This window comes from Photobacterium sp. DNB22_13_2 (assembly GCF_052873915.1).
The window spans coordinates 42,856-58,890 of sequence record NZ_JBNNXU010000027.1 but is presented as its reverse complement, the minus strand read 5'-3'; the positions used below and the strand labels follow the sequence as shown (position 1 = coordinate 58,890).

At 51.5% G+C, this 16,035-nt stretch carries 11 protein-coding genes; 6 read left to right on the top strand and 5 right to left on the bottom strand.

The features are described from left to right. Positions 1 to 143 precede the first annotated feature (143 nt). Positions 144 to 1,508, bottom strand: a complete 1,365-nt coding sequence (locus tag ACVA58_RS25155; RefSeq protein WP_446513008.1) for a YjiH family protein — start codon at positions 1,506 to 1,508, stop codon at positions 144 to 146. A 556-nt stretch (positions 1,509 to 2,064) separates the two neighbouring features. On the opposite strand from ACVA58_RS25155, the gene ACVA58_RS25150 reads away from it, so the two are divergent. Beyond that, positions 2,065 to 2,997 (top strand): hypothetical protein, encoded by a 933-nt coding sequence (locus ACVA58_RS25150; RefSeq protein WP_446513007.1) that lies wholly within the window; start codon positions 2,065 to 2,067, stop codon positions 2,995 to 2,997. A 95-nt stretch (positions 2,998 to 3,092) separates the two neighbouring features. On the opposite strand, the gene gorA is transcribed toward ACVA58_RS25150, so the two are convergent. Both gorA and ACVA58_RS25140 read right to left on the bottom strand, forming a co-directional pair. Continuing rightward, positions 3,093 to 4,448, bottom strand: a complete 1,356-nt coding sequence (gene gorA / locus ACVA58_RS25145) for a glutathione-disulfide reductase (RefSeq protein WP_446513006.1) — start codon at positions 4,446 to 4,448, stop codon at positions 3,093 to 3,095. A 177-nt stretch (positions 4,449 to 4,625) separates the two neighbouring features. Then, the gene (locus tag ACVA58_RS25140) at positions 4,626 to 5,465 is read right to left on the bottom strand and encodes a 23S rRNA (adenine(2030)-N(6))-methyltransferase RlmJ (protein WP_446513010.1); all 840 of its coding nucleotides are present in this window, start codon (positions 5,463 to 5,465) and stop codon (positions 4,626 to 4,628) included. 210 nt (positions 5,466 to 5,675) lie between these two features. On the opposite strand from ACVA58_RS25140, the gene prlC reads away from it, so the two are divergent. After that, a complete protein-coding gene (gene prlC / locus ACVA58_RS25135) occupies positions 5,676 to 7,718 on the top strand; it encodes an oligopeptidase A (protein WP_446513005.1) in 2,043 nt (680 codons plus the stop codon). Positions 7,719 to 7,992: 274 nt separating this feature from the next. On the opposite strand, the gene gppA is transcribed toward prlC, so the two are convergent. Both gppA and rhlB read right to left on the bottom strand, forming a co-directional pair. Beyond that, positions 7,993 to 9,483 carry a guanosine-5'-triphosphate,3'-diphosphate diphosphatase gene (gppA, locus tag ACVA58_RS25130; protein WP_446513004.1) on the bottom strand — a complete coding sequence of 497 codons (1,491 nt, stop codon included), beginning with the start codon at positions 9,481 to 9,483 and terminating at the stop codon, positions 7,993 to 7,995. A 15-nt stretch (positions 9,484 to 9,498) separates the two neighbouring features. Further along, positions 9,499 to 10,806, bottom strand: coding sequence for an ATP-dependent RNA helicase RhlB (gene rhlB / locus ACVA58_RS25125; RefSeq protein WP_446513003.1), 1,308 nt, complete (start codon positions 10,804 to 10,806; stop codon positions 9,499 to 9,501). Positions 10,807 to 10,919: 113 nt separating this feature from the next. Here rhlB and trxA point away from each other — a divergent pair, with 113 nt between their 5' ends. The 4 genes from trxA to ubiD all read left to right on the top strand — a co-directional run bounded on the left by trxA (position 10,920) and on the right by ubiD (position 15,987). Then, the gene (trxA, locus tag ACVA58_RS25120; protein WP_446513002.1) at positions 10,920 to 11,246 is read left to right on the top strand and encodes a thioredoxin TrxA; all 327 of its coding nucleotides are present in this window, start codon (positions 10,920 to 10,922) and stop codon (positions 11,244 to 11,246) included. A gap of 197 nt (positions 11,247 to 11,443) precedes the next feature. Beyond that, positions 11,444 to 12,709, top strand: a complete 1,266-nt coding sequence (gene rho, locus ACVA58_RS25115) for a transcription termination factor Rho (RefSeq protein WP_446513001.1) — start codon at positions 11,444 to 11,446, stop codon at positions 12,707 to 12,709. A 223-nt stretch (positions 12,710 to 12,932) separates the two neighbouring features. Continuing rightward, complete coding sequence (locus ACVA58_RS25110; protein WP_446513000.1) at positions 12,933 to 13,940, top strand: hypothetical protein; 1,008 nt, start codon at positions 12,933 to 12,935, stop codon at positions 13,938 to 13,940. A 187-nt stretch (positions 13,941 to 14,127) separates the two neighbouring features. Beyond that, the gene (gene ubiD / locus ACVA58_RS25105) at positions 14,128 to 15,987 is read left to right on the top strand and encodes a 4-hydroxy-3-polyprenylbenzoate decarboxylase (RefSeq protein ID WP_446512999.1); all 1,860 of its coding nucleotides are present in this window, start codon (positions 14,128 to 14,130) and stop codon (positions 15,985 to 15,987) included. Positions 15,988 to 16,035 lie beyond the last annotated feature (48 nt).

The window sequence follows — 16,035 nt, the reverse complement described above, 5'->3', positions numbered from 1 at the left end:
AGGCTAGAGGCTAGAGGCTAGAGGCTAGAGGCTAGAGGCTAGAGGCTAGAGGCTAGAGGCTAGAGGCTAGAGGCTAGTATATTACGGGTACAAAAAAGCCAGCGGCAATGCGCTGGCTTTCAGGGATTTAAAATGGCTGTCTATTAGAAGAAAATGTGCGCCATCATCGCGATAACCGGTAGGGTCACCAAGGTACGCAGGATGAAGATCATAAACAGCTCCCACGGCTTGACCGGGATTTTACTGCCGATCAGTAGCGCACCGATTTCCGACATGTAGATCAGCTGGGTGACCGACATAGCAGCAATCACAAAACGGGTCAGATCGCTCTCTATGCCCGAGGCCAGAATCGATGGCAGGAACATATCGGCAAAGCCCACCACGATGGTTTCAGATGCAGCAGCCGCTTCAGGGATGCGCAGTAGTTCCAAGAATGGGATGAATGGTTGGCCCAGCAGACTAAATACCGGCGTGTTTTCGGCAATAACGAGGGCAATGGTACCAATGGCCATTACTACAGGCAGCACGCCGAAGATCATATCAATTGCGTTCTTAACCCCTTCAATCATCATGCTACGCAGGCTTTTCACCTGTGAGGCTTTCTCCAGTGCTTGCTCAAGGCCAAAACCAATCACCGTTTTGCCTTCCGGCAGGGCTTCAATATCACCCTTCACTGACTCGCCATCGATATAGCGGTCCTTCTTCCACGATAGCGGTGGTAGGCGAGGGACAATCACTGCTGCCGCCAAGCCGGCCAGGCAGACTGTCATATAGAAAGGGGCAAACATGTGCTCCAAGTTTACCTGGGCAATTACCACGAGGCTGAAAGTAATAGATACCGCGGTGAATGTGGTACCGATAACAGCCGCTTCACGCTCGGTGTAGATCTTGCTTTCGTACTGCTTGCTGGTCATCAGTACGCCGACACTGCCATCACCCAACCACGAGGCAATACAGTTAACTGCCGAACGGCCAGGTAGGTTGAACAGTGGGCGCATAACGCGGGTGAATAGGGCACCAACAAATTCAAGCAAACCAAAATTAAGCAGCAGGGGTAAAAGCAAACCGGCAAAAAGAAAGACAGAGAAGAGAACCGGCAAGAGATCATTGAGCACCAGACCACCGGTATCACCGTGGTGGATCATTTCAGGGCCAATGCCGAAAAAGGTCATGATCACGAAGATAGCACCCAACTGCTGGACTACAAACCAAGGCAGGGAAGGGTTGAGCAATCCACTAAAGAAGCCGCTGTTCAAGATAGCTTTAGGCTTAAGTAGCTTGGTGGCAATCGAAGCGATAGCGGTCAGGGCGATCACAAAGGTCACCATGGCTGGAAGCATGTCACCGAATACAGCCTGGACAGATTTAGCCAGTATGGCAATAGGGATTGTCAGCGAATCCTGGTAACTGATGGGTGCCATGAAAAGGAAGACACCGAGAAGTGACGGTAGGACGAACATGAGCCATGGACTCTTCTTACCGCTTTGGGAAATAACCTGATCCTGCATACTTGGCCTTTAACTGATTGATAAGCTAAGAGTAAATAAGTGCTTCATTCTATTTGGAATAAATATTCACTGATCTTCCATAATCAGGACGGGCAAGATTACAGTTTTTCATCGTGAATTGGAATGATTTCGGTGAATAATCGGCTAATTATTCATTTTTTTGCCACATTAATGATAGTTATTTCACAGGTTCAGGATCGAAGCCGAGAAAAAATATGCGCAATAGGAGGTATGCTTTGCATGGCTTATCTAGCGCTGAGTGGACTAAGCGAGCAATAGAGAGGGAGGGGCGAATGAAGGAGCGTGACTCCCGGTAGGGCTGCAAGTGGGTCAAAATGTTTTTTTATATCATTGAGACTTTAAATTTCTTAAATCTTGTGTCTAATTCAGAAGTTTTGAGAGAGTTTACAACCATCAAGATGTTGATTGGTAGGTGATTTTAAAGAAGTAAGTGAGCGGGTTCAAAAAACGGTCGTCAGCATTCATTCAGGAACGAATTATAAGCTCCAGATGCTCTTTTACGTAGGGTAATTAAGAGTCCTTTTGGAGTTTAACAATGAAAAAGCTAAAACTATTACCAGTAGCAGCGTTCCTCGCCCTTTCAGGTGCCGCTCAAGCTGGATACGTGGAAATCGGTTCTGAATACGAAGATTTCAACTCGGCACACGATCAAAATGATTTTTTGATGCCATACTTGGCAGCTGGCTTCACACCTGTCGCAGACTTGCCATTGCACTTTGCATTCAAATTCAGTGACAAGCAGGCTACCCGTACATCCTTTGACGAAAATGACAAAGCATTCAGTAATGACCGCTCACGTCAGGAATACATTGTTTGGTATGACTATGACGTAACGGATAAGTTCACTTTTTCTCCGCGTTTGAACATTCGTCATAACGAATACAGCCATAACAATACTCATGATACCGAGTGGCGTATTCACCCGAACATGGCATATGCCTACAACGATATGGTGACATTGGCCCTAGATGGCTTTGTGGCACCTGTGACGGCGAAGTCGAATGCCCGTGGCGATGATCAAACCCAGGGGGGCCAGCATAACTACAACGATTACCTGCACGAGCTTGATTTTCAGGTTCGTACCCAGCTCAATGAGTCACAGGCCTTCCGCGCTTCTATCTATAGTGAGTACAAGAAAACCAGTAACACCACGTTGGCCAATGAAGCCGATACCATGGAAGAGTGGCAGCTTCGCTTGATTTACAGCCACCAGTTCGACCGTTTCTCGGTCTCGCCATTCGCTCGCTTGAACTTAAAGCGTGATTTCAAGGATGCGGTGGGTAACAAGAAAGATCAGGCACGTAACCGATACGGTATTTTCGGTGACTACCTGCTTAGCAGCAACATGAATGTGGTGTACGAAGCGTATTACCAGTCTGAAGAGCAGAAGAACTATCAGAATGTGTCATCGGATATTGGTGACCAGGATAAGATGTTCTACAAGCTAGGCCTGCGCTACAACTTCTAATAATTCATAACGCACGTGTAGAAACAAAAAAGGGGGCTGATAGCCCCCTTCGTCGAATACGAGTTAGCCAAGTGGCTATCGCATATTATCGTTGACTATCGCATAGTAACAAACTCTTCGCTGCCTGTTGGGTGGATAGCCACAACTGAATCGAAGTCCGCCTTGGTCGCGCCCATTTTCATTGCGACACCGAAGCCTTGGATCATCTCATCGACGGTATAACCGATACCGTGTAGACCAACGACTTTCTCGTCAGGGCCAGCACAAACCAGTTTCATTTTACATGGCTGGCGGTGTGCCGTAACCGCAGTGTACATAGCGGTGAAGCCTGATTGGTACACCGTTACGTTTTCTTCGCCAAACTCGGCAACAGCTTCTGCTTCTGTCTGGCCGATAGTGCCAATTGGTGGGTGGCTGAAGACCACGGTTGGAACCAGTTTATAGTCCATCTTGGCGTCTGGCTTGTTGTTAAACAGGCGCTCAGAAAGCTGGCGACCGGCTTTAACAGCAACTGGTGTCAGTTCGATACCGCCTTCCATGATATCGCCGACACAGTAAATGCCTTCAACGTTAGTGCGTTGGTACTCGTCAACCTTAATGTAGCCACGGTCATTGGTTTCAACGCCCGTTGCTGCCAGGTTGATCTTGTCTGTTGTCGGGTTACGGCCGATGGCCCAGATCAGCAGGTCGGTATTGTGCGATTCACCGTTTTCGAAATGCAGGGTGACCGAACCATCGGCTTCCTTGACCACTTCTTTTGGTACGCTGTGGGTATGAAGGGTTGGACCTTCTTTGTCCATCACTTCAACCAAGGTGTCGATGATCATCGGGTCGAAGCTGCGTAGCGGCGACTCTTTACGGACGAACAGGTGGGTATCGGTACCCAACGCGCTTAGTACACCGGCAATTTCAACGGCAATGTAGCCAGCACCGATAACGGCGGTACGCTTAGGTTGCGCGTTGAGCTCAAAGAAGCCGTTTGAATCGATGCCGTGCTCGGCGCCCGGCACGTTCGGGATAGTCGGCTCACCACCAACGGCGATCAGGATGTGGTCGGCGGTGTAGTGCTCGCCGTTTACTTCAATGGTCTTCTCGTCGACAAACTTGGCGAAGCCGTTGATCACTTCAATTTTGTTGTTGCCCAGTACGTTGTCGTAAGCGGTGTGGATACGGCTGATGTAGGCTTCGCGGCTTTCAACTAGCTTGCCCCAATCAAAGCCTTTGACATCAACGTCAAAACCGTAGTCTTTGGCGTAAAGGTGCATCGCTTCAGCAATTTGGGCGCCGTGCCACATTACTTTCTTAGGCACACAGCCGACGTTGACACAGGTGCCACCCAGCGCCTTGGCTTCAACCAATGCCACTTTGGCGCCGTACATAGCCGCACGGTTTGCCGAGGCAATACCGCCACTGCCGCCGCCAATACAGATGTAATCAAAATGCTTTGCCATGACTTTACTCCACTATTTTTTTTGATTTGTTAACAGCTCCTGCTGTGCTTGTCCTAGTGTAATCAAGAATGGGAAGAGTTACGAGAGGGGGAGTTCGAGAAAGTTGGAACAAAAAATAACAGCCACAAAAAAGGCGGGAAAACCCCGCCTTACAAGCCGTTAGCGCAAAATCGCCGCTTATTCCGGAACGATCCACTCCACTTTGTAGTGGCCGTGGTTTGGTGCGATGGCGTCTTTCAACCAAGGTAGAATAGCCTGCATTTGGCCTTCCAGTTTCCAAGGTGGGTTGATCACTATCATACCTGAGGCGGTCATGCCGCGCTCCTCGGTATCCGGTTCGACACCCAGTTCGATTTGCAAAATCTTACGGATCCCCAGATCTTCCAGGCCCTTGAGCATCTTGTCAATATTCTCGCGGTAAACCACCGGGTACCAGATTGCATAGGTGCCAGTCGCCCAACGTTTGTGGCTTTCTTTGATCGCTTTAACCACATCCATGTATTCGTGCTTGAGTTCGTACGGCGGGTCAATTAACACCACCCCTCGGCGCTCTTTCGGTGGCAGGCTACCTTTGAGGCGGGCAAAGGCATCTTCTTTGTAGATACGGACCTGTCGGTCGCCACGAAACTCCTGCAATAGCAGTGGGAAGTCACTCGGGTGCAACTCGGTCAATACCATGCGGTCTTGATCGCGAAGTTGAGCGCGAGCAACTTTCGGTGAGCCCGGGTAGTAGCGCAGCTCATCACCGTTGTTCAATACCTTGATCGCGTCAATATAGCTGGCAATCTCTGCCGGGATATCGTCACGCTGCCAAATCCGGGCAATACCTTGTTTGAACTCACCGGTTTTTTCACTGCGCTCATCCTGAAGATCGTAACGGCCAACACCGGAGTGGGTGTCATGGTAGACGAACGGTTTGTCCTTTTGTTTCAGGGCATCCAGGATTAGGCTCTGGACAATGTGCTTGACCACATCGGCATGGTTGCCGGCATGGAAACTATGGCGGTAGCTCAGCATGGCTGGGATCTCGACAGAATAGGGATAAATTGGGTCAGTATTATCGCCAATTGACGAGGAATAGCCAGCAACCGTGATGACTTTCATGCTTGGGATGTTAATCCTAGGTTAAAATAAGAGAGCTGCGTTACGATTTAGTGCGATGAAAGGATTGAATTTACGCTGTTCAAGACGCATTTAATAAAGGACAACTAATTTAAGGAATTGCGCATGACTAACCCATTACTGTCGATGACGGATCTGCCTCCGTTTTCGCTTATCCAACCCGAACATGTCAAACCTGCGGTCGAGCAGGCGATTGCCGATTGCCGGGCTGCAGTGGAGCAAGTTCTGGCAGCTGATACGACACCAAGCTGGGAGACAATCTGCGTGCCGCTATCCGAAACAGATGATCGCCTGAGCCGGATCTGGTCACCTATCGGTCACCTCAATGGGGTGAAGAATAGCAATGAACTGCGTGAAGCTTACGAGAGCTGCCTACCGATGCTGTCGGATTACGGTACCTGGGTTGGTCAGCACAAGGGCCTGTATGAAGCGTTCAAGGCGATCAAAGCCGATGAAAGTTTTACCGATCTAAGCCAAGCCCAGAAAAAATCCATTACTGATGCGCTAAAAGAGTTTGAATTATCGGGCATTGGCCTGCCAGCCAAAGAGCAACACCGTTACGGTGAGATCAGCAAGCGCTTGTCTGAGTTGTCATCGACGTTCAGCAACAACGTACTTGATGCCACGATGGGTTGGAGCAAACTGGTGAGTGATGAGGCCGAACTGGGCGGATTGCCAGAATCGGCATTGCAAGCAGCCAAGGCTGCAGCCGAAGCCAAAGAGCAGGAAGGCTACTTGTTTACCTTGGATATTCCGTCGTACCTGCCGGTGATGACTTACTGCGAAAACCGTGAATTGCGCCAGGAAATGTATGAAGCTTTCGTGACCCGCGCTTCAGATCGTGGTCCGAATGCCGGGAAATGGGACAACAGTGAGATCATTGCCGAGAAGCTCAAGCTGACCCATGAAATTGCCCGCCTGCTGGGTTTCAGTACCTATAGCGAGAAATCATTGGCGACCAAAATGGCGGAAACGCCAGAGCAAGTGTTGGGCTTTTTGAATGATCTGGCGAGCCGTGCTAAGCCGCAGGGCGAGCGTGAAGTGGCAGAGCTGCGCGAGTATGCCAGGGTCGAGTTCGGTGCCGAGCAGCTGGAGCCATGGGATTTTTCCTTCTACGCCGAGAAGCTGAAACAGCACCGCTACAGCATTTCTGATGAGCAGCTACGTCCTTATTTCCCTGAGCAGAAAGTAGTCGCTGGCCTGTTCGAGGTGCTCAAGCGCGTGTTCGGTATGGATGTCACAGAACGTACCGGCGTCGATACCTGGCATGAGTCGGTTAAGTTCTACGATATATTCGATAGCCAAGGCCAACTGCGCGGTAGCTTCTACCTTGATCTTTATGCTCGAGAGCACAAACGCGGTGGTGCCTGGATGGATGAGTGTATGGTTCGCCGTACCCGCCAGGATGGCAGCCTGCAAGCGCCAGTGGCCTACTTGACCTGTAACTTCAACAAGCCGGTTGGCGATAAGCCTGCGCTGTTTACCCATGACGAAGTGGTCACCCTATTCCACGAAACCGGTCACGGTATCCATCATATGCTGACCCAGATCGAAGTACCCGCTGTATCGGGTATCAACGGTGTGCCATGGGATGCAGTGGAGCTGCCAAGCCAGTTCCTAGAAAACTGGTGCTGGGAAGAAGAGGCGCTGGCCTTTATCTCCGGCCATTACGAGACCGGTGAGCCATTGCCAAAAGCCATGCTGGACAAAATGCTGGCGGCGAAGAACTTCCAGTCGGCGATGGGGATCCTGCGTCAGCTAGAGTTTGGCTTGTTCGATTTCACTCTATACACCGAGTACGATCCAGAAGCCGGAGCTAAGGTGCTAGAGACGTTGGCGGATATCAAGTCCCGAGTGTCGGTGGTCCCAAGCCCAGAGTTTGGCCGTTTCCCGAATAGCTTCAGCCATATCTTCGCTGGTGGCTATAGCGCTGGTTACTACAGCTACCTGTGGGCAGAACTACTGTCCTCTGATGCCTACTCGCGTTTCGAGGAGGAGGGGATCTTCAATACCACAACCGGTGCTGACTTCCTCGATTGCATCCTAGAGCGTGGTGGCAGTGAGGAGCCAATGGACTTGTTTAAGCGCTTCCGTGGCCGTGAGCCGAGCATTGATGCGTTACTCCGCCACAGCGGCATTACTGGATAATGAACTGATTGAGCTGGTTACTTCCTCCCAGCCCTGCATCGGACATGCTCATTGATAATTATCAACTCCGCGTCCTCTTTGCTCTGGGATGAAGTTCCTGCGCTGAATCACTCATATGCATAAATGTTTGTTGGTGAAGATATCGGTCGTGCTCATTGATTATCATCAACTCCGCGCGACCGCTTAGCTATGAAGCGAAATCCCTGCGCCAAAGAAAAACGGTTAGATAATAAAAAAGCACCCCATGGGGTGCTTTTTTTGTAAGTGGTGCGGGTTACTCGCTGGCGATGATGGTCAGCGGCCAGCCCATGTCGCTTTGGCGGGTGGCTTCTTGCTGCAATTCTGCATCGGTCAGCGGGTTGGCAGCCAGCCAACTGGCTGGCAGTGTTAAGCACAAGGCATTGTCCTGTGCCGTCAGGGTGAAAGGCGGCTGATGACTACTGTCACGGCGATGACATAACATCACGGCTAGGCGCAGCAGGCGCAGCAAGCGAGTGGCACTCTGGGCCGACAGGGCATGTTGCTCCGGCAGGCTGGTGAGGTTCTCGCGGTAGCGGCGTAGCAGTTCACCGATCAGGTGTTTCTGGGCACGGGTAAAGCCGGGCAGGTCACTATGATGGATCAGGTAGGCGGCATGCTCACCGCTTTTCTTGAACTCAATCATGGTGCCAATTTCATGCAGGGCGGTAGTGGCATCAAGCAGGTAATGGGCTTGCGGCTCTAGGCTCCATTCCGACTGGCAGCTGCCAATCAGGGCCCGAGCGGTATTGCTGACATTGCCTGCATGGATACTGTCGAGCTGGAAGCGGGTCTGCAGACTTTGCAAGGTACGTTCACGAACATCGTTGTGGCGCATCTGGCTCATCATTTCATACACCATGCCTTCGCGCAGGGCGCCACCGGCAAGGGTCATCGACTCGATACCCAGTGATTCGAAAATCGCGATAAGGATAGACAGTCCACTAGGGAATACGAGGGCACGTTCGAGAGTCAGCCCCTCGATGTCTAAATCCTCCAGGCGTTCATATTGCATAGCCTGACGCTGCATTCGCTTGAGTTTTTGCAGGGTGATGATTTCATCCATTCCCTGTGCCAGCATGATTTCCTGCAGAGCCTGAACGGTACCGCTGGCACCGACGCAGGTTTGCCAACCCAATGTCTGGTACTGCTCGACAATCGGGGCTATGGCTGCTTTGGCTGCTGCGATGGCAGCATCAAAGTTAGCTTCGGTGAGGTAGCGGTCTTTGAAATAACGCTCAAGCCAGGTCACACAGCCTATTTGCAGACTGGTCAGTGCACTGGCATCAAACCTTTCACCAATGATCACTTCAGTGCTGGCCCCGCCAATATCGACCACCAAGCGTTTGCCACAACCGCCTGAGGTGTGGGCAACTCCCTGGTAGATGATCCGGGCTTCTTCTTCGCCTGGAATGATATTGACCGGATAGCCGAGGATGGTCTCGGCTTTGGAAAGAAAGGCCTCGGCATTGACGGCGGTGCGCAGTGCGGCAGTCCCGACAATACGGATGTTGCTTGCCGGAATATCCTGCAGGCGTTCGGCAAAAAGGCTGAGGCAGTCCCACCCCCGTTGCATCGCCTCAATACTCAGCGCGTTTTCGCTGTTGAGGCCGGCTGCCAGGCGGACTTTACGCTTGATCTTGGCCAAGGTCTGGACGGTACCTGCGACCTCCCGGACAATCCACATGTGGAAGCTGTTTGAACCAAGATCAATGGCGGCATACAAGGGTGATACTGTTCTTTCCATAGACATATCTATCTTTTACTGCTGTTTGTTCTGAGGCGGACGGCGACGGCTGCGCTGACGCGATTGGCCTTGGCGCTGTGAACCACCACCACTGCGACGGTTTCCACCTTGGCGCGGTGAGCGAGGTACGCTAACCGGCGGCGGTAGGTCATCTAGCAGGGCTTCCGAGTCGTATTTCGACAGCGGGATAGCATGCTCGATGTAGGTTTCGATCGCTGGCAGGTTAATGGCATATTGTTCACAGGCAAAGCTGATCGAATGGCCACTCGCGCCAGCCCGGCCGGTACGGCCAATACGGTGCACGTAATCTTCGGCATCGTCAGGCAGGTCGTAGTTGAATACGTGAGTTACCTGTGGGATGTGCAGGCCACGGGCTGCGACATCGGTTGCTACCAGGATATCCACTTCACCTTGGGTGAACTGCTCTAGGATGCGAACACGCTTCTTCTGCGGGACATCACCAGTCAGCAAGCCAACACGGTGTTTATCAGCCGCAAGGTGGGCCCAGATATCTTCACAACGGTGCTTGGTGTTGGCAAAGATGATAGCGCGATCTGGCCATTCTTCTTCGATCAAGCTCTGAAGCAGGCGCATCTTTTCTTGGTTCGATGGATAGAACAGCTCTTCCTGGATACGGTGACCGGTTTTCTGCTCTGGCTCGACAACCACACTCTCAGGCGAGTTCATGTGTTCGAAGGCCAGCTCTTTGACACGGTAAGACAAGGTCGCCGAAAACAGCATGTTCAGACGTTCCTGCGGTGCAGGCATACGGCGGAACAAGAAGCGGATATCTTTAATAAAGCCAAGGTCAAACATACGGTCAGCTTCATCCAGAACAACGGCCTGGATAGAACGCAGATCGATCACGCGCTGCTTGTAGAAATCAATGATACGGCCACAGGTGCCAATCAAGATATCTACGCCCGCTTCGAGGGTTTTCTGCTGTTTTTCGTATGCTTCACCGCCATAGGCTAGTCCCGCTTTTAAACCGGTACTTTCAAGCATTGGCTTGGCATCGTTGTAAATCTGGATAGCCAGTTCACGGGTTGGTGCCATAATAATGGCACGAGGATGGTTTTGCTTACGATCCTCTTTTGCTGGGTTTAGCAGCAGGTAGTTGAAAGTCGCGGTCAGGAAAGCCAGGGTTTTCCCTGTGCCTGTTTGAGCCTGACCAGCAATGTCACGGCCGGAGAGCACTACCGGCAATGCCAGCGCCTGGATAGGCGTACAATTATGGAAGTTATTAGCTTCCAATCCTTGTAAAACCTTAGGTTCTAAACCCAGGTCGGCAAATTTTTGCTCTGTGATGTGAGTCGTCTTCATTCGTATAGAATATCAGCTTAGGGTTGCAATACGAAACGGATTCCATTCAAATAGGGCATCGATTTGCTGGTTAAAATCAAATCAGCTAACAAAATCAACCATTGGAGTGGAAGATGAGCGACAAGATTGTGCAGCTGACAGACGCAAGTTTCGATAGCGATGTAATTGCGGCTGCAGGCCCGGTACTAGTCGATTTTTGGGCTGAATGGTGTGGTCCTTGCAAAATGATTGCCCCAATTCTTGATGAAATCGCGGACGAGTACGAAGGTAAGCTGACTATCGGTAAATTAAATATCGATCAAAATGCAGCGACACCACCAAAATTCGGCATCCGTGGTATCCCAACTCTGCTGCTGTTCAAAGACGGTAGCGTAGCGGCAACCAAAGTGGGTGCCCTGTCAAAGAGCCAGCTTAAAGAGTTCCTAGAAGCGAACCTATAAGCTACTCTGCTTCGAACCGTGCACAATTTCTCGTTGTGCATGGTTTGACTTGCGTCTATGCTAGACGGATGAGATCTTTAGTGCTAACTTATTGCACGTAAATTGTAAATCCGTTCATTCCTTGACCAGCCCCATTGGTCAACTTTAATCTCAATTAACATAGAACCCCAATTTTGACTGACAAGAAACCCACCACTATGAATCTTACTGAACTGAAGAACCAACCTATTTCCAAGTTGGTTGCGCTTGGCGAAAGCTTAGGATTAGAAAACCTGGCGCGTTTGAGAAAACAAGACATCATCTTTGCGATTCTCAAGCAGCATGCGAAAAGTGGTGAGGACATTTTTGGCGATGGTGTTCTAGAAATCCTTCAAGATGGCTTCGGCTTCCTCCGCTCTGCAGATAGCTCTTACCTCGCCGGTCCAGATGATATTTACGTTTCTCCTAGCCAAATTCGCCGTTTCAACCTTCGCACAGGTGATACCATTGCCGGCAAGATCCGCCCGCCGAAAGACGGTGAGCGTTACTTTGCCCTGCTGAAGGTTAACGAAGTTAACTACGATAAGCCTGATAACGCGCGTAACAAGATCTTGTTCGAAAACCTTACGCCACTGCACGCCAACGAGCGTATGCGTATGGAACGTGGTAACGGTTCGACCGAAGACATCACGGCACGTGTTCTTGACCTGGCTTCGCCAATCGGTAAAGGCCAGCGTGGTTTGATTGTTGCTCCGCCAAAAGCGGGTAAGACCATGTTGCTGCAGAACATTGCCCAGAGCATCGCCCATAACCACCCTGAGTGTGAGTTGATGGTGTTGCTAATCGATGAGCGTCCGGAAGAAGTAACCGAGATGCAACGTCTGGTTAAGGGTGAAGTAGTTGCTTCTACCTTTGATGAGCCGGCATCACGTCACGTTCAAGTGGCTGAAATGGTTATCGAGAAAGCCAAGCGTCTGGTTGAACATAAGAAAGACGTTGTTATCCTGCTTGACTCGATTACCCGTCTGGCGCGTGCTTACAACACCGTTATCCCATCGTCAGGTAAAGTACTTACCGGTGGTGTTGATGCCAACGCCCTGCACCGTCCTAAGCGTTTCTTCGGTGCTGCTCGTAACGTAGAAGAGGGCGGTAGCCTGACCATCATCGCAACAGCATTGGTTGATACCGGTTCTAAGATGGATGAAGTTATCTACGAAGAATTCAAGGGTACAGGTAACATGGAACTGCACCTATCTCGTAAGATCGCAGAAAAGCGTGTCTTCCCTGCGATTGATTTCAACCGTTCTGGTACCCGTCGTGAAGAGCTACTGGCGAAGACTGACGAGCTGCAGAAGATGTGGATCCTGCGTAAGATTGTTCACCCAATGGGTGAAACCGATAGCATGGAATTCTTGATCGATAAGCTATCGATGACCAAGACCAATGATGAGTTCTTCAGCGCGATGCGTCGCCAGAAGTCTTAATACTGAGCGCCGTTCTGTTGAACGTCTCACAGTTTTGAAAAACGCCACATCTTGTGGCGTTTTTATTTTTGGTACACTGGCAACTGTAATTGATCGATGTTCAATTGCGGCTTTGCTAGCAATTGATCCTCATACATCGATATACTGTGTTTGTTATCAAGTTGTGACCGTGGATCGGGACGATCCAGATAACTGACAACTCTTTTATCACCAAGGAGGTGACATGCGACTAGGAAGGTGCATGCTGATAGGCTTGCTGGCAGCCTCGATGGTTGCGGCTAAGGCCACGGCTCAGGGCGTAGAAGTCTCTGAGCAAGAGGTCGAGCAGGTCCTGTCTTCCCAACAGGTTCTCAATCAGGTGTCGTCTTTGCGCGCCTACTACAGCCACAGTGACTTTGACTCGCTAGAATCTCATCTGTCCCAAATCTCTCCCTTGCACCAAGAAGCGGTGCGCAGCCAATTGATTGACCACGCAACCGCCCTTGGTGAACTGGATCAGGCCAAAGCGGACTGGCTCGAAGCGCAGGCGTCCCGCATGCCAGCATTTAACGTGGTTGAGCAGGGTGACGGTTATCTGGTGACCAAGTCGGCGTTTCATTACGGGGCTAAGGCGCGCAGTTTGGTGATTCGCTGGCAGCAGCAGTTGTTAGCCCTGCAGATGGTCGCGCAGGCTGAGGGCGGTGAGCTGCAGCTGTCGCAATGGCTGGCGGGGGATCACCATACTCAAATCACCCGGCGTGATATCTTTCTCGCTCAATTACCTGATTTATCTGATACGGCTGTGGACGTGCTGGCCGAGCAATTCACCTCGGACAGCAAACTTGTTTGGCTGCCTGACAATGCCGTGATTGCTGCAGTGGCGGCAACCTCTGGCGATGAAGGGGTCTACCATTTGCTGTGGCGGCGCCGCAGCGATCAATACAGTCTGGCCGAGCTGAACCGACTGGCCGAGTTGGCGCCGCAGCCTGCAGCTACCAAGCAGCTGATGGCGGCGACGATTAATCCGACATTGAAGCTTCAAGCTTATCGCGCCCTGATCACCCTTAAGCCTTTACCTGTGGCGACCAGAGATTTTCTCAGTGACAAACTGAGCGAAGTTGATGATGGTGAGCTGGTGGCGGCTGAACTTGCCCGCAGTGGTTATCTTGACTGGCTCGAGCAACTGGCGTCGGTCAGCCGCAGCCAGGTACTGCAGAAGAATTTCCGTTCGGCAGTTGCCCAGCTCCCTTAGGCCGCCTTATCCCCGGTTAGCTCATCATATGCCCGTGTGGTGGGGGGATGGGCTGGATCGCAGTGGTCGGATTTTCCGCTGTCCTACCGTTAACAAGTCGTTATAATGTTTGATAATGATTATTTGTACCCGGTGTCTGTAACCAGCACCGGGTGCTGGTGTATTTAAGATAGGTAGCCGCAAACCGATGAAGTTCAAGGATCTGCGAGAGTTTATTGACTATCTGGAACAGCAGGGCGAGCTCAAGCGTATCTCGCAGCCTGTCGACCCGGATCAGGAGATCACTGAAATCTGTGATCGTACCCTGCGCGCCGGCGGGCCGGCGCTGTTGTTCGAAAATCCAGTTGGTTTTGACATGCCGGTACTGGCCAATTTGTTTGGTACCCCGGGTCGTGTTGCCATGGGGATGGGCCGCACTGAAGTCCGCGAGTTGCGTGAGGTCGGCAAGTTACTGGCTTATCTGAAAGAGCCAGAGCCGCCGAAGGGCTTCCGCGAAGCGCTGGATAAGCTCCCTGTGTTCAAGCAGGTATTGAATATGCCGGTTAAGCGGCTGCGCAGTGCCCCGTGTCAAGACATTGTCTGGCAGGGCGACGACGTTGATCTGGATAAAATCCCGGTGATGAGCTGCTGGCCTGATGATGTGGCACCGCTGCTTACCTGGGGGCTGACCATCACCAAAGGACCAAATAAAAAGCGCCAGAACCTCGGAATTTACCGCCAGCAGAAGATCGGTAAGAACAAAATCATCATGCGTTGGCTGGCCCACCGAGGTGGTGCTCTGGATTTGCGCGACTGGATGGACACTCATCCGGGTGAACGGTTCCCGGTGACGGTCGCTTTCGGTGCCGATCCGGCCACGATTCTCGGGGCGGTGACGCCGATCCCTGATACCTTGTCGGAGTACGCTTTTGCTGGCCTGCTACGTGGGCGTAAGAGTGAAGTGGTCAAGAGTCTGACCAATGAGCTGGAAGTGCCAGCCAGTGCTGAAATTGTGCTGGAAGGCTATATCGACCCGAACGAGTTTGCCGATGAAGGTCCATATGGTGACCATACTGGCTATTACAACGAAGTCGAGCGCCACCATGTGTTCACCATTACCCATGTGAGCATGCGTAAAGATCCTATTTATCACAGTACCTACACCGGTCGTCCGCCCGATGAACCCGCAGTACTCGGGGTGGCCCTGAACGAAGTGTTTGTGCCTATCTTGCAAAAGCAGTTCCCAGAGATTACCGACTTCTACTTGCCGCCAGAAGGGTGTTCCTACCGGATGGCCGTGGTGTCGATGAAGAAACAGTACCCGGGTCATGCCAAGCGGGTGATGATGGGGGTATGGTCCTTCCTGCGCCAGTTTATGTACACCAAGTTTGTGATTGTGGTCGATGAAGACGTTGATACCCGCGATTGGGGTAGCGTGGTCGGTGCCATGACCCGAGATATGGATCCGGTACGTGATACCCTGCTGATCGATAACACGCCGATAGATTCGTTGGATTTCGCCTCTCCGGTGGTCGGTCTTGGCTCCAAGATGGGGCTGGATGCGACCCGCAAGTGGGAAGCCGAAACCGCCAATGCTGCCGTTTATTCCCGTCCGCAAGCTGAGTTGGATCACCCCGTACTGGAGCAGGATATCAAGCAGCAGTTTGCAGAAGTGTTAGATTGTTATCTGCCGCAGACAGCGGAATGTGGTGGCATGGCAATTGTCACCATCAAGAAGGAAAAAGTCGGTCAGGCGTTGCAGGTGATGGAAGGGATCTGGTCGCGCTTGTCCGAGCAAACCGATACCAAGTTCATTATTGTCTGCGACGAGGATGTTGATGCCCGCGACTGGAATGATGTGATTTGGGCGATCACCACCCGGATGGATCCGAGCCGTGATACCCTGATGGTTAACCCTGTTGGTGGGCAGGGAGCCAAGATTGGCCTTGATGCGACCAACAAACTGGAGGGAGAGGCTGCCCGAGAATGGGGAATACCTATTACCAAGTCACCAGAGGTTGTCGCCAGAGTCGATGCCATCTGGGAGGAGCTTGGGATCCTGAGTTAGTCTTGTTAGAGGGCTCAGCCAGTAACCCAAGAGAGTCAATCAAGTTTG